Here is a 22,524-nt window from a genome sequence, read left to right on the forward strand (position 1 = left end):
TATAACATAATTTAATCTGAACAAGACAGGGAATAATCTTAAATCTGTATTTACTTTGAACTGATAGCCTTCACCGGATCGAGTTTAGCTGCCTGTTGGGCAGGGTAAATCCCGGCAATAAGGTTCAGCAGAAAAACTGCAATAATAATGACCAGAATATCTCCGGTTCGGACTATGATGGGAATAGTTGCCATGCCGCCGTAAAGTTCTGAGGAAGCAGACGGCATTTCGTACTGGCCTAATCCCAGAGATATTGCAACTCCTGTAAGAGTCCCGATAAGTGCACCTAGCAGACCCAGAATGCCGCTTTGAAGTACAAAAATTGTCCTGATACTGGAAACTGTAGCTCCCATAGCTCTAAGCATGCCAATCTGGTTTGTAGCGCCGATAACTGAAAGATTCAGAGCGCTAACCACCCCAAAAGAAGCAATAACTACAATCAGACCAAGGACCACATTGTTGGAAGTGCTCTCAATGGCAATCGTCCTGAGGATTTCAGGATTGGTTTCGGTCCAGCCTTTTGCCTTATAACCGGTCTTTTCTATCTTAGCAGCAATTTCCCTGTCCCTGTTAAAATCTTCAAGTCTGACAGAAAGACCGTTAATCACATCCGGAACATCGTAGAAATTCTGGGCGGTATCCAGAGATGTATAAGTAAGGGACTCATCCAGAGGCGAGCCAGTATTGAAGATCCCAACTACTCTCAGGGACAGAGGGTTTGCATTGGGAAAAGATACATCAACCGAGTCTCCGGGATTAACCTCAAGCTTATCTGCCAGTTTCGAGCCGATTACCACTGTATTTCTGGAATATTCAAGCTCCCTGAAATCCCCTTTAACCATATCAGCTTCAATAGCGCTGATATTGTTTTCCTGTAGAGGGAGAACGCCTTTCAGCTCGGCATTAAAGGAATTTGTCTTGAACCTGAAGGAAGCTTTTCCCGTAAGAAAAGGAGAAACTGCCGAAACGCCCTGGATTTTGTCGATATCGTCAATAAGGTTTCTGTAAAGGTAAATATAGTCTTCACCTTCTTGCGGAGATACCGAGACATGAGGAAGCTTATTTACCGTAGTACTATAGAGTTCGCCAGTGAAACCAACCATAAGAGCCTGGGAAACGGTTAGTACCATCACAGCAAGAGCTATAGCTACAACTGAAAGAATTGTCTGGAATTTTCTTGCCCGAATCTGCCTGAGCGCGATAAAGAGTTCATAACGCATGGGACTCACAGCCTTTAATCTGGTTTCAAATTTTATTCCTGAAAAAGATAAAAACCGTTGCAAGCCCTGAAACTAATGCTGCTGCAGAAAAACCTGGGAGTCCATTATCATCTGAAGTCTCGTTTTCTGAAGTAGTATTATTTACCAGACTAACACTGGAACTCTGGGATAGATCGGATTCGATGACTGTTTCCCTGTGCTCAGTAACGTCACCGTCGTTTCCCAGAAGCTCGATCTCAAGCCTGTAGATCCCTTCAGGAAGCCTATGGCTCCAGGCCACTTCAACTGTTTCGTCATCGTTATTCAGCAACACTGGAACCTTTTGCTGGACAGATTCAACAAGACTGGAGTTCCCTTTTTCAGAATTTGCTTTCAGTTTGTATACAGAAAAAACCAGTTTTCCTTCAAAAGGCACCTGAGAACGCCCATAAACAGTTGCACTTGCTCCGGTTTCATCTTTGTAGATATCGGTAATCTCTGCATCATCTCTGGCAGTAAATCGCTCGGCTGAGCTTATAACCTCCTTATCAGGAGAATAAACCTGAATCTTTACTCTTCCAGCATACTCTTTATTGTTTTCAAGAAGTGTACCCCAGGGAGCGGAAAAAATATCCGGAACGCTGGTAAGTGATAATTTGTCAGCTTTTGTTGCATAAACGACATCAAAACCATCTACAAGCATATATTCGATATCAAAAAGTGAGGCTTCTTTTGGAGAGAGTGCAACACTAATTCCCTGGGAGTTAGCAACCAGGTCATTGACCTGAAGCCTTGACGCAGAATTGGTGCCGTAAGCAAAATTATATTCAGACTCTGAAAGAGCCTTGTTTCCTTCAAGAAGCCTGGCCTTTATTTTATAAGCTCCGCGTTCGGAACTTCCTGCATTCCAGAAACCAACCTTTATTACCTGTTTATTTGCAGGAATGCTATCTATTGAAAATACCTGTCTGTCAAGTGTTTTCTCATTTGTTCCCATGGGTCTGACAAGAAGCACCTCAAGATTCAAGTTGTCTTCTGGCTTGTCCGAGTAGAGGGTTACATCAAAGGACTCAAGATCGCTATAAAGGTCGGCTATGTGGGTTGTACTCGTTTCTTCAGTGTGAGAATTCTCGGATGCAGAGGCCGGAAAAACGGATATAAGGTAAAAAGTAAGTAAGAAAAGTGCAGCTTTCATTGTCTTTTACCCCGGTTCTGTGATAACAATTATTAAAATATATTTTTATAAAAATCGTTTAACTGCGTTTCAACTAGAGACATTGAATTATTTCTGGACTTTGTATAAAATTCTATTAATCTTTTATGCATACAACTTATTAATAAAGATTTTTGAACATTGTTCACTTATAGCATTACTGCATACAACTTATTAATACCAATTTTTGAACGTCGTTCACTTATGAATTAATGCATACAATTTATTTATAGAAGTTTTGAATATTGTTCACTTAGGAGATATCCGATGCAGGACAAAAAAACTGTTCAAGAAGATCGAAATAGCACAAAACGGGATAAAAAAGCAAAAATCATCTCCATCCAGGATGCCATGTGCATGCTGATTGAAACAAAAGGTTATGAAAACGTGACTATCCGGGACATAACTGAGGCTGCCGGTGTGAGTATAGGACTGATCTATAAGTATTTCCCGGAAGGCAAGTCTGACATCCTTAAGGAGATCAGTTATAGATACATGGATAAGTTATTAAGGATAAAACAGCCAGAAACTATTGATTTTAATGATTTCCCGGGTTACATGAGGGATGTTATAAAAAATATGCAGCAATTCTACAAAGATAACAGTCCTTTGATAAAAGCGTTGACCATGGCCACACTGAGCGATAGTGAAATCGTGGACGAAATCAAAAAGATGGATGTCAAAGACTACAAAGCCGCTTCCGAATTTTTTTGCAGTTTCAGTGGCGTTGAGATAAGTGATAAAGATCCTCTGGAAGTTTTTGTGTACTGGGGGATCACGGTAAAAAGCATTCTCCTCTTCAGTATGATCTACCTCTACAGCACACCTCTCATAAACGAGGAAAACCTGACTGATCTGATGGTTGACCTATCTTTGAAGATCTGGGGTTATCAAAAGGAAGCGTGAGTTTATTCCAGGTACACATCAACCAGAGTCGACAGTGGAAATGTGTGACAGTGGAAATGCGTGACAGTGAAAATGTTTGACAGTACAAGTGTGTGACAGTCTAGATGAGCGACAGTGCAAACATCACAAAAAGTATCAGACAACTTCATGGATCAGTTTTTTGTTAACATCCTACATTTTTGATGATAAATATCTTTTTATGATATAAAATAACATATGTTATATAACAAAGAATATTCTGAGAAAGATCTGTATGCCACCCAAAACAAAATTTGACAGAGAAGCTATTGTAGAGGCCGGTTTTGCCATCGCAAAAGAAGAAGGCTTTGCCGGCATCACCGCTCGCAGCGTAGCAAAACGTCTTCATAGCTCTGTTGCGCCGATCTATATCAATTTCGAAACAATTGAGGATTTGATTAAAGCTGTGATCGAGCGTGTTTTTGCCCTTTCGGATGAATTGCTGAAAAAACAAGAAGGTTCGGACCTTTTCGAAAATATAGGGAAAGCCAGTTTGGTGTTTGCGCGAGAGTACCCAGTCTTGTTTCGTGAACTGGTAATGCAGAAAAATCCATACGTGGCCTCGTACGAAACCTTTCAGGATACTATGGTTGAAGCACTGGCTGAAGACGAAAACCTGCGTGGTTTGACATATGATGAACGCAAGCGCCTGCTTTTAAAAATGAGGATATTTCAAACGGGGATCTCAGTCATGACCGCAACAGGTAATCTGCCGTCCTGGCTTGATAACCAGGCTGCTGAGGCGCTGCTTCTGGAAATGGGTGAGGATCTCCTGCGTATTCAACAAATAAAACAAAAGGAGAAGGGAGAATGAAAAAATAATTATTATAGGGTGGGGGAATCGCCGGATTGAGTGCAGGCATCTTATCCCTGAAAAATGGTTTTGAAAGTATTTTTCTTTCAACATCTAAACTACGTGATCTTCCTCTGAAAGTAATGAATGCGATACAACTCGCTAGAAATTAAATAAGGATAATGAGATTAGAAACTGGAAAGTCCGTAATTTTAGTGGAGATTGTTGAAAATCTTCAAAAAACAGGGTTCCAGAGTAAGAGAAATAGAAGTTGAAGAATAAGAAACTGAATAAAAATAGTTTTAAGATTCGGATGGGATGGATAAAACGGAAACATAAGCCCCACTTTCCGCAGTAAATTTTCGCATATTCACATTTTTTCCTGTTATCGATTTTCAATAAAACGTAGATTTATCGGACTTTTATGCAGGAAGTAAAGCAGCTATATGGTGTATCAAAGAGACCAAAAAACGATATCAGTCAATTTTCACCAAGTTACATTAAAAGTCCAAATTAATTTGATTTGTTTCAAAAACGTTATCAGGAAAAATATTGATTTTTTAAAAAATACTGCGGAATGTGGGATAAGCAGAAAAACGAAGTTAATATGACAATGTACTATTAATTAAAGGCGCTAAATTACCTGAAACAAAATCCTGAAGTCGATTCATTATAGACAAAAGACCAAAAATAGCCCTCTAAGACTTTACTAGATAAAGCCATTATTTATCAGTAGCATTTTGTTATGCTTTAATGTCATTGGTCTAAAGTTATTATTACATTTCCCTTTTTATGTCCTTTTTCAACATAGATGTGCGCCTCGGCAATGTATTCCAGAGGGTAGCGCTTATCTATGACCAATTTTATCTTTCCGGCCTCAGCAAGCTCTTTGAGGAAGATAAGGTCTCTAGCTTTTTTGCTTGATGGCCTCAAACCTGTGGCCGCAAATATTGCCTTTTTCCGACTAAACTTCGATGTCCATAACATCTGAAGCATAACTCCCGGTGAAGGAAAAGTGGTAAGATAGATTCCATTTTGATTTAGCGAATTTTTACAACGTGAAAATGAGCTCTTTGCTACAACGTCAAAAATGATATCATAAGTTTGACCGGTTTTAGTAAAATCCTCTCTGGTGTAGTCGATTACCTTCTCGGCACCAAGAGATTTGACCAGTTCCACATTTTGAGTACTGCATACCCCGGTTACTTCCGCCCCATAGTACTTAGCAAGCTGTACCGCAAAAGTACCTATCGCCCCGGAAGCGCCATTGATAAGGATTTTTTGTCCTTTCTGAATGTTTGCCTTGTCTCTAAGGAAAGGCAATGCTGTTAATCCTGCATAACAAACAGCTGCGGCTTCCCCATAGCTCAAATTGGCCGGTTTTAATGCCAGTACCTCTCCTTCGGGCAGACATTTGTACTCGGCATGAGCGCCAAAAGTTACACCGCATGATCCAAAAACCTGGTCGCCCTTTTTGAATAATTTAACGTCTTTGCCTACTGCCTCAATTTCTCCGGCTATCTCATCTCCTGGTACAAATTTGGGTTTTTGAAGACCGGAGAAAAATCTCGAAATAAATGGCTCACCTTTTCGAAAGGCGCAGTCCGCAGGTGTTACCAATGCCGCATATACTCGTATCAGTACTTCATTGTCCCTGGGAGTAGGTTTTTCTATCTCTTTGAGTTGAAGAACATCCGGTGATCCGTATTTCGTGCATACGATTGCTTTCATGAGTATATACTCCTTTTTTAATATGACAATGTAATTTACATGCTTCCGTTATTTATTCCTTAACTTATCTAATACCTCAGAGCCCGGGGAATCACCAGTCAGGTAAATAATAATCTGAAAGATTATCAGGATTACAGCAAGAATGACATAACAAGTTGTCGTATTCTCAATAATCTATACTGGCAAAAACCGCAGCTAAAACTACTATAGTTACCATCCAACCCTCTAAGCTGCTGGGACGATACCCCCATCCAAGAATTCTCTTGGTAAACCATGCTTTTTTAGTAATTCTTGTCATATTTCACATATTCGTTTGCGATTTACTTCTTTAAGTTTTTTTGTGTTCAGTTGCTATTTTATAACATTTTTCTCCTTACTGAACTGTAATTTTTCCATCTACAAGCCTGATAATTTTATCAGCTTTTGAAGCCAGGCTTTCGCTATGAGTAACTACAATAAATGTCTGATTATACTCCCTGTTTAGCTGTCTGAGCAGGTCATAGATCATGTCGCCCGTTTTTGTATCAAGGTTGCCTGTAGGTTCATCCCCGAGCACGATTGCAGGGAAACAGCTCAATGCTCTTGCTATTGCAACCCTCTGGTTCTGCCCTCCTGAAAGTTCATTAGGTTTGTGATCCATTCTCTCTTCAAGCCCGACTTCTTTCAGAAGTTTTTCGGCAATTTCCTTTGCTTCTTTCCTCTTTTTCCCAGAAATCAAAAGTGGCATCATTACGTTTTCCAGGGCTGTGAAATCCGGGAGCAGGTGATGATACTGGAAAACAAAACCAAGTGTCCTGTTCCTTATCTCAGAACGTTCTTTATCCGACATTTTTGTTACATCGTTTCTGTCTATCAGGAGGGTACCCGAACTAGGGGTGTCCAGCAGGCCTATCAGGTGCATGAGTGTACTTTTGCCTGAACCCGATGGTCCGACAATTGCAACGAATTCTCCTCTCTCAATTTTCAGGTTCATATTATCAAGGGCATTAAACTCCACTCCGTTTTTATAGGTCTTTGTCAGGTCTTTAAGCTCGATAATTGGGCTTTCTTCTGTCATACTTATTCATCTCCTCACTTAAATTATAATGATTTAGGCAGTAAGTGTTTAATCTGCTGTGTCTGCTATTTTCCAGTTCAACTGAGTGAGTTTTACAAAATTTAAGTCAATATACAAAATTTCGGGATAAAACACAACGAAATTACAGGCTAAAGTCAAATATTACAGTTTATTTCACTCTTATTACAGTTTATTTCACTCTTATTACAGTTTACCACCACTATTACAGTTTATTTCACCCATGTGAAATGCGGGTAATGTATATTCAGGCACTTTCAATGGCTTTTACAGGGTCAAGTTTTGCAGCCTTCCGCGCAGGATAGATTCCTGAGAAAATGTTGACAATAAAAGCAAAGAGAGCCGCATACACGAAATTGAGCGGTTCAATTTCAATCGGAAGGGTCTGAAGCCCGAAATACGTCTCCGGAGGGACTTCTATTTCATAGTTCTGGAGTGCAATTATCGAAATATAACCGAGAATGGTGCCGAACACCATGCCTATTGCTCCAAGGATCGTGGATTGGAAAAGAAAGATGACCATAATGCTCTTTCTCGAAGTCCCCATGGCTTTCAGGATACCTATTTCCCTGGTTCTCTGAGTAACGACGGTGATCAAGGTGTTTGCAATTCCAAAGCCTGCAATTACGTAAATTAGAAAATAGAAAATACTTACAGAGACCTTCTGGATATCTAAGAAGCTCAGGATTTCAGAGTTTGCTTCGCTCCAGCTTACAGCATCAAGTCCGGTTTCTCCCTCAATCGAAGATGCAATGGCGTCTGCCTGGTAAGGGTCTGCTACTCTGATTCCTATGTTGCTTACAACTCCCGGCTCTTTGAAAAAATCCTGAGCCGAATCGAGCCTTGCATAGGCTGTTACCTCGTCTGCTGAAGTTCCGGTATGAACAAGACCTATGACTTTGAAAGAGGTTGTTTGCGAGCCCGGTAAAACAGCATCAACCCGGTCCCCCACATTGACCTCCAGTTTTTTTGCAAGTTGGTCCCCGAGCAGAATCCCATATCTTGTATGAACAAGGGTCTTGATATCACCTTCAACAAGATCCTCACTTACCTTCATAACACTCTCTTCAGCCATTGGGTCAACTCCCTGAAGAGAAACACCTTCGGCATTGTCCCTGTATTTAAGCGCCACCTGGCCAATATATTTTGGGGACGCAGCTATAACCCCCTCCTTTTCGGAGATCAGGGCCGAGTTGTATTTGTAGAGGTGAATAAACTCCTCTTTTTCCTCCTGAGGATTGATAACAATATGTGGGTTGTCCTCAATACTGGACTTTATAAGCTCTCCTTGAAAGCCAGAAAGCAATGCCATCATTACTGTGATTACGGCAACTGCAAGAGCAACGGCAAGTATAGAAAAAAGGGCCTGCTTTTTTCTGGATAATACCTGCCTCAAAGCGATTTTCAATTCATACATCTGAATAAACTCCTGGATATGGATATGTATCAGAGTTTTTGGACAATGGATCTTTTATGACTCTATAAATATTAAATTAGATTAGATTTTTAGCCAGCTGGATACTTACATTTTTACTTTTACAATTAATTATGAAACTGACTGTGAAATTGTAACTGACTGTGAAATTGTAACTGACTGTGAAATTGTAACTGACTGTGAAATTGTATTACACTGCACTCACTTTGAAGTTATAGCCTTTATAGGGTCCACCTTCGCCGCATGCCGCGCAGGATAAACTCCTGTAATCAGGTTAAGCATAAAAACGGCAAAAATGATGAACAAAGTATCCAGAAGGTGCACGGCAACGGGGATAAAGGAAACACTTCCGTAAACATCGGATGGATCCGGCTGGATCTCATACTGTCCTATTGCCAGGGCTATAAGGACTCCTGCAAAGGTACCGAATAGAGCACCCAGAAGACCGAGAATCCCGCTCTGGAGGATGAAAATCCTCTGGATGCCTGAAACCGGTACACCCATAGCGCGAAGCATACCTATCTGACTCGTTGCACTGATAACCGAAAGATTCAGTGTACTGACCACGCCAAAGGAGGCTATGACAATAACAAGCCCGTATATGATATTGTCTGTAGTGCTTTCGATAGCAATGGTTCGGAGGATTGCAGAGTATGTCTCTGTCCAGCCCTCTGCATTATAACCAAGTTTTTTGATCTCGTTTGCGACTTCCCTATCCCTGTTAAAATCACTGAGACGGACAGAAACCCCATTAACCACGTTCGAGACATCATAAAATTGCTGGGCAGTATCCAGGGAAATATATGCCAGGGACTCGTCAAGAGAAGATCCGGTATGAAAGATCCCCGCAACTCTGAGAGAGAGAGGATTTGCATTCGGAAAAGACACATCTACGAAGTCCCCCAGATTAACCTCAAGTTTTTCTGCCAGCTTTGAACCTATAACCACCGTATTTCTTGAATACTCCAGTTCCTGGAAACTGCCCTCAACCATATCGTCTTCGATAGAGCTAATTTCATTTTCCTGTGAAGGGATCACACCTCTAAGCTCAGAATTAAGGGAATTGTCCTTGAATTTCAAAGAAGCCTGCCCTGTAAGGAAAGGAGAAACTGCAGTAACTCCTTCAATTGAGCCAACATTTTCTATCAGAGTATCGTAGAGATAGATGTAATCCTCGCCTTCTTCTGGAGAGACCAGGACCTGAGGAATTTTGTCCACCGACGTGTTATAAAACTCCTCTGTAACACCCACCATAATAGAATGAGAAACTGTAAGTATCATTACAGCGAGAGCTATTGCTCCTACCGAAAGCAGGGTCTGGAATTTTCTTGCCCTGATCTGTCTGAGAGCAATTATAAGTTCATAACTCATGGGATTCACGGCCTTTTAGATTTTTTATTATGGTTTTTAAAAAAGGCAAAAACCATAGCAATCCCCGCAGTTCCTGCAATAACAGAAGAGCCGGTAATACCGTTACCATCATCTTCTTCTGAGGTTTCATTTCCTGTGTCAGGGACTGTCTCACTCTCATTCACAGGAGATAGATCAGACTCAATAATGGTTTCCCTGCGTTCTATAACATCTCCGTCGTTACCGATAAGTTCAATCTCAAGCCTGTAAACTCCTTCTGTGAGCCTTTCTTTCCAGGCGACCTCAACGGTCTCATCGTCATCGGTCAAAAGAACCGGGACTCTCTCACGGACGGATTCAACAAACATCGAACTGTCGCGTCCTGAAGTTTCCTTTGCTTCATATACGGAAAAAACCAGACTTCCTTCAAAAGGCACCTGGGAACGCCCTAAAACAGTTGCACTTGCTCCGGTCTCGTCTTCGTAGATGTCAGTAATCTCGGCATCGTCTCTGACAGTGAAACGCTCTGTTGAAACTATAAATCCCTGGTCTGGGGAGTAAACATGGACCTTTACTCTTCCGGCATATTCATTATTATTCTCAAGAAGAGTACCCCAGGATGCAGAAAAGGCTTCAGGAACACTTGTCAAGGATACTTTTTCGGTTTTTGTTTCATAGATTACGTCGTGCCCGTTTACAAGCATATATTCGATATCAAAAAGTGAAGCCTGATTTGGAGAGAGCACAACAGAGATTCCTTCGGAGTTAGGGACAAGATCATCTACCTGAAGTCTGGAAGCTGAGTTGCTGCCGTAAACAAATTCATACTTAGATTCTGAGAGTACCTGTCCCTGTTCCATAAGCCTTGCTCTCAGAGTATAAGCTCCACGTTTGGGATTCCTTACATCCCAGAAGCCAACTTTCGTAACTCTTGTATTCGCAGGAAAGCTACCAGTTAAAAATTTCTGTGTAGCAATGACTTCTTCACTCCCTCTTCCCGGCCTGATAAGGGATGTCTCAAGGGTCAGGTTCTTTTCCGGCTGGGTTGAGTAGATTGTTACATCAAAGGACTCGAGATCGCTGTAGAGTTCGGCTATGTGGGCTGGACCTGTTCCCTCGATCTGTGTGTTATTTGCTGCAGAGACCTGGAAGGCCGATAAGAGAAGCAAAGCAAGTACGATAAGTATTGATTTCATAATTTTACCCCGATTCGATAACAAAACATTGTTTTAATCTGAAAGACTTTTTACTATTTTTTGAGCTACACAGAAGTTCACTAAGATTCCATGAATACAGCTTATTATCTTCAGTTAATGATTCAATCATACATCCTGAATGGTTTCATGCTAAGTAACGTATGGATATTTTGCATTGCCAGTTCACGAAACAAGACCGGACACTCCCGTGCAAACACTGAACTGTTTTCCCTATATGTTCGAAAAGGTCCAATACGTCTTGTTTTTTCATCATTTTTTTTAGATGACGTATCGAATCCTGTAATATAACATACGTTATCTAACAATTGTTATTTATCGTATATATAAATTTGCTTATAATTAATGAACAATATTCACTTAGGATATTTCATATACCTACTAAAAAATGTGTTCAGAACAAAAAGACAAGCGTCAAACGGACAATAAGGCGAAATTCATGACTTCTCAGTTCTGAAAACACATGGAAACTGTTATAAATCCCCAAAAAGATAGCAGTCATATGGATCATGATGAAGACCGCAAAATTGGTGAAGATGAATTATCCCTTTCCGAGTTTCTCGTGCCGGATACTCCGGAGATAAAGGAACTAAAAAGCATTTACACGAATGAATACGAGTACAGCGAATATCTGAGTGAAATCGAGTTTTCAATTGCCGAATACTACCACAACGAAAACCGGAAAGTAACGGACAAAGATTTCATAAAGGCATTGAAGAATATCAAGCTAAACCGCAACAAGCCAATTAGTTTTTTTGAAAGACCTCTTGAAAAGAAAATTGCAGATAGCCTGGTTGAACCTCTTGAGGAAAGCCCACTTACTGACCATGAATTTACCCTTGTCCTTGACTACGTTTTGTGGGTCATTGACAACAGGTCCTGGCTAAAGGACAAACAGGCCTATATAAAGTGGATTACGTATGTGCTTGGCTTTTTTTCTGAGGATGAAGAGAAAAAATACGAAAGTCAATTCAAAAAATTTGCAAGTAAAATGGGCGTATCCGGAGCTCAGGTTGATATGCTCCTCATGAAAAGAGAAATGACCGATGATTTCTTTGATGAGGAAGATCTTTTTGAAGATGAAAGCTTATTGGAAGTACTGGGGCCAGACGAAATTTTTGAAAATGACAGGATGGCAGAAGATCTTGAAACCGGTTTCTTTTTAATGGACGACAATGAGAAATTTGATTTCTTACTGGAAAATGGCCCGGATTATGTTAACCTTGTTCAATCCTATGTCCTGGAACTTATGGAAAAGGATGATTTTGAAAAAATACAGGACTTTTACCAAAAATTCAATGAAAAATATGAAAACTTTTTCCCTCTGCATTTTATTATGGGGACCGTCTACATTGAAAATGATCCGACCCTTGCAAAGTTCTATTTTGAGGAAACTTTGAAAGCTGTTGAAAATTACGGCGACCTTCCAAAAAGTTATAAATATGAAATAAAACAGAACCTTGACTCTCTTATAAAATACATTGAAGAACCCGCTGAGAAACCAGAGGAAAAAGCCCTTTCAAGCAAAAAAGGTAAAAGGAAAGGGGTATCAAGAAAAAAAGCTTCAAATGAGGAAGATGAAATCAAATGGCTCTAATGTCTTTATTTTGAATCCTGTCCTGTATGTCACGCTCCACGCAGGAAAGCGGCATTTCCGAAGAAGACGTCTTCGAAATCTAATTTTTTCTACTAAAACCTTGGTAAATGTTTAGTTATCCTTGTTAATCGATGCAGGAATCTTAACATCCTTTTCTTTCCCCCATTTCTTATTTTAATTCTCTTCTCTTGGCTTTCTTTTATTAAGAAGGACGCCCAGCAGGCTGGCTTCGAATGCAACATCGATGCTTTCTGGCAAGAAAACTCCATAACCGATGACCGATGTGAAGAAAAGGAATACACCTCCTATAAACAATATGATGAAAATAAAATCGCCATTACTACGTTCAACAAAGTATGAAAAAGCTGGAAAAAGCTGAAAAAAGCTGAAAAAATATTGCTCGTATTAAATGTAGATATGGCACCTGAAGATGTTTTTCTCAGATACAAAAAGATACAGTCAAAAAACATTATGACACATATAAATTGAAAGAGAAAGAGAAAAATAGAAATTTCATTTTAAAGGAGGTACCAATCAGCGTCATCAACTGATAGATCTTCTTTAAGTCCTACTTTTCTCTTTGGGAGCTTAAGAGCATCTGTAATTGCGTCTGAAAAATCCTGAAGATATTCTCTAGTTGAGAGGCTGTTATAGATAAAAGGCTTATCTGGCTGGAGCATAGTCTGGATAGTTGATTCTCTTGGCACGATGTCAACTTCTATGTCAACCATTTCTACGGCTTTTTCCATTGCAGTCCGAAAGTCTCCGATACAGTAAGCTATTCTGTGTTTGTAATTCTCCCTTGTCTTTTCAAGATAAGCGGCAAGTCTTTCGCTTTCCATTTTTATAAAATCTCTTTTGATTTTCGTCACGTTACATTTGCCCATCATAAATGTGTAATGCATGAAAGGGTACTGCGTATCAAGTTCCCTGGGGGTAATTCCACAGGTTCCGAAGGTTACTATATGCACATCCTCAGGTTTTGCAATCCCAAAGATTATTCGATCGAATTTTTTGTGAGAGGGACTTTCGTGATAGGGTTTCCTTTTGGCACAGGGAACAAAAATACATAGTTCCCTATACGGAGCTTCATATTCGTTCAGGACCCATTCGTTAGCCCTTATCATATCCGGGTGATAAATTACCCTATCAGTGTCAAGAGGTTCTTTAGAACGCTCATCTTCAGGAATAATGGGTTTCATAAACGTCAAGCTAATTGAGCCTGGAAATTATATATATAGTTAACTAACTTTGGCAGTTTCAGGGTTTTATGAGCTTTGGAAATGTCTCAAAAATTGAATTGGATGTGAGTATAGTAATCAGAAGTAATGAATAATAAACAGAAGTTGTCATCGATACTTGAAAATGAGCAAAGGTTGTAAAAAATACACAAATATTATTAAAAATAAGTAAATGTGAGCAAATGCGCAAAAAAACACAAAGTTCTATCGAACTTTAAGCAATAAAGCAGATAATGAAGAACAGGTTAATAAAGAGACCCGAGTAAAAAAGATTTGATGAAAATTTTGAAAAGTGACTGTAGATCACTTTCTGAGTTTATTGCTTTAACCCGTCAACAAAGTCTTCCATTCTATCTAACGCTTTTCTAATGTCATTTATGGATGCGGCATAGGAGCAGCGCAGGAAGCCTTCACCAGCCTCACCAAAAACGTCTCCTGGAATTGTCACAACTTTCTTTTCGTCCAGAAGGCGCTCTGCGAATGTTGAGGAAGAGAGCCCGGTGTTTCCTACATAAGGGAAGGCGTAAAATGCCCCTTTAGGGTTGCAGCATTCAAGCCCTATCCTGTTAAATCCTCTGACAATAAAATGCCTGCGTCGGTCATATTCTCGGATCATCCGCCCCATTTCATCTTTACCGTGACGGAGTGCTTCAATTGCTCCAATTTGAGCCGTTATAGGAGCACAGAGCATGGAGTACTGATGGATCATCATCATTGAATGGATAATCTCTGGAGAACCCATTGCAAAACCAAGCCTTAGCCCTGTCATTGCATAAGCCTTGGAAAACCCATTAAGCATCACAGTCCGCTCTTTCATGCCATCAAGGGAAGATAACGGAACATGCTTGCCTTCATAGGTAAGGCACTCGTAAACTTCGTCCGAGATAACAAACAGATCATTCTCCACAACAAGGTCGGCAATATCCTCGAGGCCTTCCTGTGTCATGATCGCTCCTGTAGGGTTGCTAGGGAAGTTGAGAATTATTGCTTTTGTCTTGTCCGTGATTGCAGGTTTGAGGGCTTCTGCAGTCAGGCTAAACTCATCATCCCTGTGGGTGGAAACGATAACCGGCTTACCTCCTGCAAGAACAACAGAAGGTACATATGCCACATAGGAGGGCTGGACGATAATAACTTCATCGCCAGGGTTGACCACTGTCCTTACTGCTATATCCAGAGCTTCACTCACACCTGTGGTGATGAGTATCTCGGATGAAGGGTCATAATCCAGACCATAACGCCTGTAATAAGTTCTGGCAAGTTCGTCCCTGAGCTCAGGAAGCCCGTAGTTTGAGGTATATGAAGTTTGCCCTTTTTCCAGAGAATGAATACACATCTCACGGATATGCCACGGAGTAATGAAGTCAGGCTCTCCTACACCAAGGGAGATTACATCCTCAAGTCCGGAAACCAGATCAAAAAAACGGCGTATTCCCGACGGAGGAATTTCTTTCACAACGTCGGCAACAAACTTAGAAGAATCACATGAAGGTCTCAAGCAAAACACCCTTTAAAAAGTATATATGTATTATGAAACATAAAATCGGATAGGGATATCAGGTTCTGAACCGGCTCGTATCAGGATGATACTGGTAGCCTTTGAATCGTTTCAGGTTCATGAAGAATGACCCCATCTTCTTTATACGTTTTCAGTACGAAGTGGGTTGAAGTGCTCTGTACCTGATCAAGGGTTGCAATTTTCTCTGCTACGAAAAAGGCCACGTCCTTCATCGATTTTCCCCGGACAGTAAGGGATATGTCGTAGTTTCCAGATAGAAGCCTGACTGACCTGACTTCCGGAAACTTGTAGATTCTTTCTGCAATTGCCTGATAGCCCTGATTGCGCTCGAGAGTAACCTTCAGCTCAATAACGGCATAAACGTAGTTCTCCCCGACCAGATCCCAATCAACTATGGTTTTGTAGTGCCGGATAACTCCCGTGTCTTCAAGTTTTGCAATTGCCTGGGAAACCTCCTCTGCAGACATATCTGTAAGGGATGCTATTTCCTCTGGACTCGCTCGTGCATCATTCTCAAGAATTTCCAGTATATGTCGAATCTTTTCATTCATGTTGGTCACCGGCACAAAATTATGGGAATTTGACAAATAATCCTTGTCTCGGGGATAAATCATATTTTATTTATTCAATTAATACAGCATTTACAACTCCGTCTTGCCCTGGTCTGCTTGTAACTTTAGCAGTTCCAAGAGGAGTCCTTATTACTGAACCTTTTGTCAGAATGTTACGCCTGATATAGTGTTTGTTTGCAACGTTATCGATAACTGTCTCAATGGGAGCAGAAGTGGTTTTTCCGTCTTTGGGATTGGTTATGTTTGCAATATCGCACTGAAGAAGTCTTACCTTCCTGTTGCCTCCCATAGTGTGAACGTTTTTCCTCTTTATTTCACTTATACGAGTTTCTGCAGACTCACGGCCCATTTCAAACTTGCGCTTTCCGCGGGCAGCAATAACTTTCCCACCAGTCACTTTTCTTCTGGAGCTACCTTGCCATCTCATATTAAAACCTCATTGTGTATTGAAATTGTGATCAATGCTTATCTTTAATGATTATTTATGTATTTTGCTATTGTAATTCTGTACTTTCCGATTGTAAATATACTGTAATCCTGATTATCCTGGTCTGGTGATCGTGTCAGGTATAAGTATAATTATCGCTTATGCTCTGATTATATATTAATTTATTAGCAGGAGTACCTAACTAGCATATTTGCTATGGACTAATCAATACAAATAGAATCGTATAAGAACTTTGCGATCAGCTAGCCAGAATCAAACTCAATTTTACACCCTGCCTGTATCCTTAAAAGGATATTAGATTTAGAGAGTTGTAAATAAAAATATGATAGTAAGTTCACAAGTGCAGGCGAAGAAAAAAGGCATATGCTAAAAATTATATAAAAATAAGGTGAATGAATCTGGTAAATAAATCTAAAGTGAATGAATCTGGTAAATAAATCTAAAGTGAATGAATCCAAGGTGAATGAATCCAAGGTGAATGAATCCAAGGTGAATGAATCTGTTTGCAGGTTAAAGTTAAAATATTAATGTTCTATTTAAATTTTAATGCTGAAAAAGGACCCGACGTTCCAGGAAATAACGAGGAGAGATACCAATGGTTACAGAGATTTCATTGAATACAATATGCGGACATACGACAAAGATAATTGCCACTAAAGAGGGAAAGAGCACTCACATACATATTAAGTCTACATGTAAAAAACTTCGAAAATGGGGCACGCATTTTGATATGGAAATGAAAGACCTTATGGGAGGTCCCGAAAATATTCTTAGCCAGAAATCGGCTAAAGCGCCCCTTACACCTACCTGTCTTGTCCCGGCAGCAGTAATGAACGCTTGCTGGCTCGAAAATGGCATGATTTCAAAGAATCTCGCCCGAGAAATGGGAAAAATGGAGATTATTTTTGATAAATTGGAGTGAATTTTCCGCACTCCAAAACCCCTGAATTTCCTTTGGTCAGTCTTGGATCGCATTTTAGTACCCTGCTGATTTGTTGAGATTGGGACTTACGCGGTTGAACTGAGAAATCAATAGCATCAAACCTTCAACTGTCTAAACCACTAAACAAGTCACACCACCTAAAGTGCTTGATTCTGTACTTCAAGTGCGTAAGTCCTGGAGATTAACTCTTCTGGATTTAAATGCGGGAAAGCTCATCAAGTGAAATCTTTTTCCTGTAGCCCATACCATGGAATATTGCTACAAGATCTCCTTTATCATCAGTTATATTTACGGTATATGTTGAAATTTTGGGGTTTATTGAGGTTTCTTTTGCTTCCGCTATGAGAGTCTTGCCTGTTGCGGCTTTTACAAAAGAAATATTTGCATTGATAGCAACAGCAACATTGCCGTAAGCATTTGACGCTGCAGCAAAAGTGAGATCTGCAAGGGTAAATATTGCACCTCCCTGAACGGTTTTCAAGGCATTAAGGTGCTTTTCCTCTATATTCATGCGAGCTTTCGCATATCCTGGAGAGGCTTCTAAAATTTCGATTCCTGAAATTGCAGCAAAATTGTCATTCTTAAGAAAGTCTTTAATATTTTTCATGTAATAACTCCAGTTATTGTCAGTAAAGTCGTGCTCTATTCTGCTTATTTTTAATTAAAGTTATTCTTCTGAATGTAAACTTACTTCTGAATCTGCCATTTTTAGAAGTTCATTTTTAAAAGTTCATTTTTAGAAGTTATTATTCCTGCCGAGCCCCTAATGCAACTATCAAAATCTTTTTGAACACCAAAACTAATTTCTCCTGGGATTGAAGTGGTGGAAAAAAATACATTATTCTGGAAGGCAGTTGTCAAAAGGGCTGTACAGGTTATTGCAGGCCTATTCTTGTTTATGGTAGCGTTTTTTCTTTCTGCCGGTATGATTGATCTGCCCAGAGCATGGTTTTTCTTTAGCCTTTATTTCATCTCGGTGCTCTTTAACATGGTTATTTTCCTTAAACTCAATCCTGAGATCATAAGAGCACGGAGTGAAATGAGATGGAGAGAAATGAAGTGGTGGGATAAGCTGTTTGCAGTGCTTTATATCATATTTCTTTTCATAATGTTTATTGTGTGCGGGCTTGATGTGGGAAGGTTTCAGCTTTCAAGCCTTGGAATGGAGTTTCTAGCTGTCGGCGTGGTAATTTTCATAGTGGGCTGGGTTTTTGTAACGTGGGCAATGGTCGAAAACAGATTTTTTGAAACTACAGTCCGCATCCAAAAGGAAAGAAAACATAGGGCTGTTATCACAGGGCCTTATGCTATCGTCCGACATCCGGGCTATGCCGGCATGATACTGTATTATGGCTGTGCTCCGTTAGTCATTGGCTCTCTTTACGGTTTAATTCCTGCACTGTTACTTGCTGTTGCTTTTGTTTTCCGCACATACTTCGAAGACAGGATGCTCTACGAAGAGCTTCCAGAATATAGAGAATACACAAAGAAGGTAAGGTATCGGCTTGTGCCGTTTATCTGGTGAGGAATTAAAAGAATCACTTTTATTCTCGACTTTATTCTCGACTTTATTCTCAACTAGAATAGTTTCATAACTATTTTCATGATCATATGCCTGATAATTATTCAGAACATAAGATTCAGAAATGCAGTTTTGATTTTTTAGATAAGCACTGGGGATATGTGAGAGAGAATTACTTTTAAAACGCCATCTGACCCTTAAAACCAGACTAATCTGTATAGTTGATAGAGATTAATTATTTATAAGCGGTCCGTTTATTATTTACTAAATTTATATTAAATTGTATTTTATTTAATTTGAATATATATAATCGACCTGCTGGTCGAGCTCGTATACGGGGGTTAAGAATGAAAATGAAATTAATCGTTTCTCTGCTAGCGTTATGCATGACATTGTCTATTGTGTCTGTGCAAGCGCAGACTGACAAGGACATGACCGGAAACATGGAGGATATGAGTGCTATCCTTGCCGGAAATATCGATGAAACCATTACCTGCAACATGACCGGAAACGCAGCTATGGTAGGTATGGATAATATAAGCGGACAAATGGGGAACATGACCAAAATGGGGAATATGACCAGACCCATGACATTTAATATAGTCGGAAAAGTAGTCATAGTCAAAGACGTTGGAAATATGACCGAAAAAGCGCTTATAATCGGCAAAATGGAGAATATGCCCGGAAAAGTGGTTATTTTCGGAAAAATGGACAAAATGGGTGTAATGGACGCAAGAATGGAGAACATGTCCGGAATATCAGAAACTCTGCAGAACATGACCATAGTCAAGGTCGGAACCATGACTGGGACTGTGACATGCAATATGACCACAGATATGGAAAACATGACCGGAATGGCCACAAGAATGGAGAACATGACCGGAAGAATGGAAAACATGAATGTGCTCGCGGCTGGAGATATGACTGGAACCATAACATGTGATCTAACTGGAAAAATGATTATAATCAGAAACATGGGCAGTATGGAAGAAGTGGCCGGAAAAATATTTAGCATTCCCGGAATGGCCGAAAAAATGGATAACATAACCGGAAAAATGGAAAACATAACCAGACCCATGACGTGTAACATGACCGGAGGCATGATTATATGTAAAGATATGGATAACATGACCTCAATGGTCGAAAAAATGGATACTATGCCAGGAATGACCGAAAAAATGGATTATCTGAGAGGAATGGACGCAAGCACAGTTGTACTCGAGGATATGGACATGACTGGAATGGCCGGAGAAATGGGAAACATGACCAGAATGCACGGAAAAATGGGTGTAACCGGAAAAAAGATTATGATCCGAAATATGGATGACATGACTCAAATAATAACCAGAACCGTTACATGCAACATTACTGGAAACACAACTACGATTAAGAACATGGGGGCATGACCAAAAAATTGGGTATGAAGTAGCTATTGAGCAGTAAAATGTTCGTGTAATGAAGCATGAATAAGGAAAGGATTACCTGTCAGCTTGATTAGAAAATCCTACTCAGGAAGTAGAGGCTGCAAATATATATTACTTGCAGTTCTTTACTCATTTTTTCTAGTTTTTTATCGTGCATTATCTACTCGACATGCTTGCCTGATTTCCAAAATCATCCTTCCGATCTATTTTGCTCTTACTGAATATTCGGGCGTCAAACAAACTTCCGGGCTAAAATAGATTTATCAATAAGTCTGTGAATGCCCTAAGAATACTTATTATAATTATAGTTCTTTTTTACAATGGAAGTACACTAATCTGCATGTGATCGTATACATTGATGAGAATAAAAACATGGATAAAGAGCAATTAAAAGAAGAACGAATGGAATTACTTTCCCAGATTGATTCTCTTTTTGATTTTCCTCTCACGTCGCTGTCAATTTTATGGCTGATTCTTATTATTATCGACTTAGTGTCTGGTCTTTCATCTACATTGCAGACATTAAGTTTTTTTATCTGGGGAATATTTATAATTGATTTTTTTATTGAACTGGTAGTTTCCCCGAAAAAGAAGGATTATTTAAAGAAAAACTGGCTTGTCGCTCTTTCCCTGTTTTTGCCTGTATTGAGAATTCTTAAGCTATTTAGCGGACTCAAGCTGGTCATGTTTGCAAGCCATGTCAGATCTCTTCATCTGGCCAGTGTTCTCTCTTCTTTTTATCGGAGTTTAAGAACAGCCCGGCAGATAATAGAGCAGCGAGGTTTGGGATATATCCTGCTGCTTACGACTTTGATAACTCTACTTGGAGCCGCGGGGATGTATGATTTTGAGCGGCAAGGTTTTACTTCTTATCGGGATGCTCTCTGGTGGACAGCAACGATTATGATTACAGCAGGAAGCAATTACTGGCCAAAAACCATTGAAGGAAAGATACTGGCCTTTCTATTATCCGCTTATGCTTTTTACATTTTCGTCTATGTAACTGCGGCCCTTGCAAGCCTTCTTGTTGGAAGTGAAAAGTTGTTCTCAAAAGAAATTGAAGAACTGCGCAGCAAAGTACAGCGCCTTTCCAGTAAAATTAACAGGTTTTCAGAAAGGGAAAAAAAGTAGATTTGCAAAAGTTCTCAATCTTTTTTGCTACTGGTTCTTATCTATTTTCCGAATTCCTGAGCTATTATTTATCAGGCAAAAACCTATAAAATTTGCAGATTATTGCATAGCCTAAAATTCGTTTTTTAATTCAATTCCTTAAATTGACAGGGCAATTTCAAATTGCTGAGCCAGCATAAACGCTCTTTGAACTAAGTATATATTAGGTTTTGAAATAAGTCTTTTAACAAAAAAGATTGCAACTCAAAAGAATAAGCTATACAAAATAAAATTGTATAAAACAAGCTGTAAATAGACTCAGTTTCATAATTTAGTGATTTCTCATTTTTTCCGTCCTTAAAACTTCACTTTTCTCTGCTAACTGCTCAAATAAACTGTAATAATCCTTGAGAAATGATTTCTTTGGCAGGAATGCCAAAGAATTATTTTACTCCGTTAATTGTTTCACTGAATTTTTTGACTAAAATCGATACGCTCCGCTACTTAATCCTTAACTCAGCTCTCAAAAATATCTTTTACTAAAGCTTAAATGGAGTAAATAATCTGAACAATTCCAGAAATGACTTTTGTGGTTTCTTGAGCAAATTTAATCTTCTCATTTGAGCAAGTTTGATCTGATTCTCAATTCCTTTATCAGTCCTGAACTGCTTCTTGTTATCCGTTTTTAGACTTTTTGAATAATAACTTTCAATAGGATTATTTGTCGCCGGCGCTCCTGGAAGATAATGGAACAAAGTAAGATTTAGCCAGTGTTTATTGATCATCCACAATCGTTTTTGAACCAATTCATCATATGTTCTTATATTTTCCATTAATTTATTGAAGTTATATTTTGCTTTTTCAAGACTATTAARTGGAAGATTTTCCTTTTTYCGTCTTCTTTCAAGCTTTAATTCATTTCTATACTTGTAAAATTTCTTTTTTGCKTTTTTACTCCATTCCTGATGTTTTTCTTCTTTATTAACTAGATTAGGTTCTTCAGATAGAAGTTCTTCCAGAAATTTAATTTCATTCTCTCGATTGTAAAATATATTCAATAACCTGTACTTCAATAATTCCTGTTCAATKGTTGTATTTTTTGGGAAATCACTAACAATAAGCTTGTTTAAGTGCATTAAACAATATTGATGGACTAACTTATCCCCAAAAATTTCCTTTAATATATCAGGGCTRTCTCTTATCAAAGTCCGTAA

At 39.4% G+C, this 22,524-nt stretch carries 19 protein-coding genes and 1 pseudogene; 7 read left to right on the plus strand and 13 right to left on the minus strand.

Annotated elements, in window-relative coordinates:
* Window positions 1–50 precede the first annotated feature (50 nt).
* Both FXW07_RS07720 and FXW07_RS07725 read right to left on the minus strand, forming a co-directional pair.
* Entirely contained in the window at window positions 51–1,220 is a 1,170-nt protein-coding gene (locus tag FXW07_RS07720) for an ABC transporter permease (RefSeq protein ID WP_229394941.1), read from the minus strand.
* A 25-nt stretch (window positions 1,221–1,245) separates the two neighbouring features.
* Window positions 1,246–2,394, minus strand: a complete 1,149-nt coding sequence (locus FXW07_RS07725; protein ID WP_229394942.1) for a hypothetical protein — start codon at window positions 2,392–2,394, stop codon at window positions 1,246–1,248.
* A gap of 285 nt (window positions 2,395–2,679) precedes the next feature.
* Between FXW07_RS07725 and FXW07_RS07730 the strand changes: the two genes are divergently transcribed.
* A complete protein-coding gene (locus FXW07_RS07730) occupies window positions 2,680–3,318 on the plus strand; it encodes a TetR/AcrR family transcriptional regulator (RefSeq protein ID WP_229394943.1) in 639 nt (212 codons plus the stop codon).
* A 253-nt stretch (window positions 3,319–3,571) separates the two neighbouring features.
* Window positions 3,572–4,150, plus strand: coding sequence for a TetR/AcrR family transcriptional regulator (locus tag FXW07_RS07735; RefSeq protein WP_229394944.1), 579 nt, complete (start codon window positions 3,572–3,574; stop codon window positions 4,148–4,150).
* 735 nt (window positions 4,151–4,885) lie between these two features.
* On the opposite strand, the gene FXW07_RS07740 is transcribed toward FXW07_RS07735, so the two are convergent.
* The 5 genes from FXW07_RS07740 to FXW07_RS07760 all read right to left on the minus strand — a co-directional run bounded on the left by FXW07_RS07740 (window position 4,886) and on the right by FXW07_RS07760 (window position 10,916).
* Window positions 4,886–5,860, minus strand: a complete 975-nt coding sequence (locus FXW07_RS07740) for an NAD(P)-dependent alcohol dehydrogenase (RefSeq protein WP_229394945.1) — start codon at window positions 5,858–5,860, stop codon at window positions 4,886–4,888.
* Window positions 5,861–6,233: 373 nt separating this feature from the next.
* Window positions 6,234–6,917: an ABC transporter ATP-binding protein gene (locus tag FXW07_RS07745; RefSeq protein WP_229394946.1), complete on the minus strand. Its 684-nt coding sequence runs from the start codon at window positions 6,915–6,917 to the stop codon at window positions 6,234–6,236.
* 265 nt (window positions 6,918–7,182) lie between these two features.
* Window positions 7,183–8,352: an ABC transporter permease gene (locus FXW07_RS07750; protein WP_229394947.1), complete on the minus strand. Its 1,170-nt coding sequence runs from the start codon at window positions 8,350–8,352 to the stop codon at window positions 7,183–7,185.
* A gap of 219 nt (window positions 8,353–8,571) precedes the next feature.
* Complete coding sequence (locus tag FXW07_RS07755; protein ID WP_229394948.1) at window positions 8,572–9,741, minus strand: ABC transporter permease; 1,170 nt, start codon at window positions 9,739–9,741, stop codon at window positions 8,572–8,574.
* 5 nt (window positions 9,742–9,746) lie between these two features.
* Window positions 9,747–10,916: a hypothetical protein gene (locus tag FXW07_RS07760; RefSeq protein ID WP_229394949.1), complete on the minus strand. Its 1,170-nt coding sequence runs from the start codon at window positions 10,914–10,916 to the stop codon at window positions 9,747–9,749.
* Window positions 10,917–11,436: 520 nt separating this feature from the next.
* On the opposite strand from FXW07_RS07760, the gene FXW07_RS07765 reads away from it, so the two are divergent.
* Window positions 11,437–12,531, plus strand: coding sequence for a hypothetical protein (locus FXW07_RS07765; RefSeq protein WP_229394950.1), 1,095 nt, complete (start codon window positions 11,437–11,439; stop codon window positions 12,529–12,531).
* A gap of 518 nt (window positions 12,532–13,049) precedes the next feature.
* Here the strand turns inward: FXW07_RS07765 and FXW07_RS07770 are convergent.
* From FXW07_RS07770 to FXW07_RS07785, 4 genes are all read right to left on the minus strand, one after another.
* A complete protein-coding gene (locus tag FXW07_RS07770) occupies window positions 13,050–13,733 on the minus strand; it encodes a DUF5591 domain-containing protein (RefSeq protein WP_229394951.1) in 684 nt (227 codons plus the stop codon).
* 355 nt (window positions 13,734–14,088) lie between these two features.
* Window positions 14,089–15,270, minus strand: coding sequence for an aminotransferase class I/II-fold pyridoxal phosphate-dependent enzyme (locus tag FXW07_RS07775; protein ID WP_229394952.1), 1,182 nt, complete (start codon window positions 15,268–15,270; stop codon window positions 14,089–14,091).
* A gap of 80 nt (window positions 15,271–15,350) precedes the next feature.
* Window positions 15,351–15,842, minus strand: a complete 492-nt coding sequence (locus FXW07_RS07780) for an Lrp/AsnC family transcriptional regulator (RefSeq protein ID WP_048157085.1) — start codon at window positions 15,840–15,842, stop codon at window positions 15,351–15,353.
* Between the two features lie 70 nt (window positions 15,843–15,912).
* Window positions 15,913–16,290, minus strand: a complete 378-nt coding sequence (locus FXW07_RS07785) for a 30S ribosomal protein S8e (protein ID WP_048157087.1) — start codon at window positions 16,288–16,290, stop codon at window positions 15,913–15,915.
* A 616-nt stretch (window positions 16,291–16,906) separates the two neighbouring features.
* Here FXW07_RS07785 and FXW07_RS07790 point away from each other — a divergent pair.
* On the plus strand, window positions 16,907–17,233 hold the full coding sequence (locus tag FXW07_RS07790; protein ID WP_048121738.1) for a hypothetical protein: 327 nt from the start codon (window positions 16,907–16,909) through the stop codon (window positions 17,231–17,233).
* Window positions 17,234–17,450: 217 nt separating this feature from the next.
* Here the strand turns inward: FXW07_RS07790 and FXW07_RS07795 are convergent, their stop codons facing one another.
* A complete protein-coding gene (locus FXW07_RS07795) occupies window positions 17,451–17,861 on the minus strand; it encodes a PaaI family thioesterase (protein ID WP_229394953.1) in 411 nt (136 codons plus the stop codon).
* A 216-nt stretch (window positions 17,862–18,077) separates the two neighbouring features.
* Between FXW07_RS07795 and FXW07_RS19515 the strand changes: the two genes are divergently transcribed.
* The 3 genes from FXW07_RS19515 (at window position 18,078) to FXW07_RS07810 (ending at window position 21,331) form a co-directional block, all read left to right on the plus strand.
* Window positions 18,078–18,779 (plus strand): isoprenylcysteine carboxylmethyltransferase family protein, encoded by a 702-nt coding sequence (locus FXW07_RS19515; protein ID WP_229394954.1) that lies wholly within the window; start codon window positions 18,078–18,080, stop codon window positions 18,777–18,779.
* 344 nt (window positions 18,780–19,123) lie between these two features.
* On the plus strand, window positions 19,124–20,182 hold the full coding sequence (locus FXW07_RS07805; protein ID WP_229394955.1) for a hypothetical protein: 1,059 nt from the start codon (window positions 19,124–19,126) through the stop codon (window positions 20,180–20,182).
* Between the two features lie 390 nt (window positions 20,183–20,572).
* Window positions 20,573–21,331, plus strand: coding sequence for an ion transporter (locus tag FXW07_RS07810; protein ID WP_229394956.1), 759 nt, complete (start codon window positions 20,573–20,575; stop codon window positions 21,329–21,331).
* A 518-nt stretch (window positions 21,332–21,849) separates the two neighbouring features.
* On the opposite strand, the pseudogene FXW07_RS07815 reads toward FXW07_RS07810, so the two are convergent.
* Window positions 21,850–22,524, minus strand: a pseudogene (locus FXW07_RS07815) (ISNCY family transposase); the annotation flags it as partial.

The organism is Methanosarcina sp. DH1 (genome assembly GCF_020804205.1).
In the GTDB taxonomy this organism is placed as follows: Archaea; Halobacteriota; Methanosarcinia; order Methanosarcinales; family Methanosarcinaceae; genus Methanosarcina; species Methanosarcina vacuolata.

Bases quoted from the DNA above. Each gene is read 5' to 3' on its own strand.
- FXW07_RS07745 (WP_229394946.1), bottom strand. From the start codon at position 6,917: ATGACAGAAGAAAGCCCAATTATCGAGCTTAAAGACCTGACAAAGACC.
- FXW07_RS07740 (WP_229394945.1), bottom strand. From the start codon at position 5,860: ATGAAAGCAATCGTATGCACGAAATACGGATCACCGGATGTTCTTCAA.
- FXW07_RS07730 (WP_229394943.1), top strand. From the start codon at position 2,680: ATGCAGGACAAAAAAACTGTTCAAGAAGATCGAAATAGCACAAAACGG.
- FXW07_RS07735 (WP_229394944.1), top strand. From the start codon at position 3,572: ATGCCACCCAAAACAAAATTTGACAGAGAAGCTATTGTAGAGGCCGGT.
- FXW07_RS07780 (WP_048157085.1), bottom strand. From the start codon at position 15,842: ATGAATGAAAAGATTCGACATATACTGGAAATTCTTGAGAATGATGCA.
- FXW07_RS07765 (WP_229394950.1), top strand. From the start codon at position 11,437: ATGGATCATGATGAAGACCGCAAAATTGGTGAAGATGAATTATCCCTT.
- FXW07_RS07805 (WP_229394955.1), top strand. From the start codon at position 19,124: ATGAAAATGAAATTAATCGTTTCTCTGCTAGCGTTATGCATGACATTG.
- FXW07_RS07790 (WP_048121738.1), top strand. From the start codon at position 16,907: ATGGTTACAGAGATTTCATTGAATACAATATGCGGACATACGACAAAG.
- FXW07_RS07750 (WP_229394947.1), bottom strand. From the start codon at position 8,352: ATGTATGAATTGAAAATCGCTTTGAGGCAGGTATTATCCAGAAAAAAG.
- FXW07_RS07720 (WP_229394941.1), bottom strand. From the start codon at position 1,220: ATGCGTTATGAACTCTTTATCGCGCTCAGGCAGATTCGGGCAAGAAAA.
- FXW07_RS07725 (WP_229394942.1), bottom strand. From the start codon at position 2,394: ATGAAAGCTGCACTTTTCTTACTTACTTTTTACCTTATATCCGTTTTT.
- FXW07_RS07770 (WP_229394951.1), bottom strand. From the start codon at position 13,733: ATGAAACCCATTATTCCTGAAGATGAGCGTTCTAAAGAACCTCTTGAC.
- FXW07_RS07795 (WP_229394953.1), bottom strand. From the start codon at position 17,861: ATGAAAAATATTAAAGACTTTCTTAAGAATGACAATTTTGCTGCAATT.
- FXW07_RS07810 (WP_229394956.1), top strand. From the start codon at position 20,573: ATGGATAAAGAGCAATTAAAAGAAGAACGAATGGAATTACTTTCCCAG.
- FXW07_RS07760 (WP_229394949.1), bottom strand. From the start codon at position 10,916: ATGAAATCAATACTTATCGTACTTGCTTTGCTTCTCTTATCGGCCTTC.
- FXW07_RS07785 (WP_048157087.1), bottom strand. From the start codon at position 16,290: ATGAGATGGCAAGGTAGCTCCAGAAGAAAAGTGACTGGTGGGAAAGTT.
- FXW07_RS07755 (WP_229394948.1), bottom strand. From the start codon at position 9,741: ATGAGTTATGAACTTATAATTGCTCTCAGACAGATCAGGGCAAGAAAA.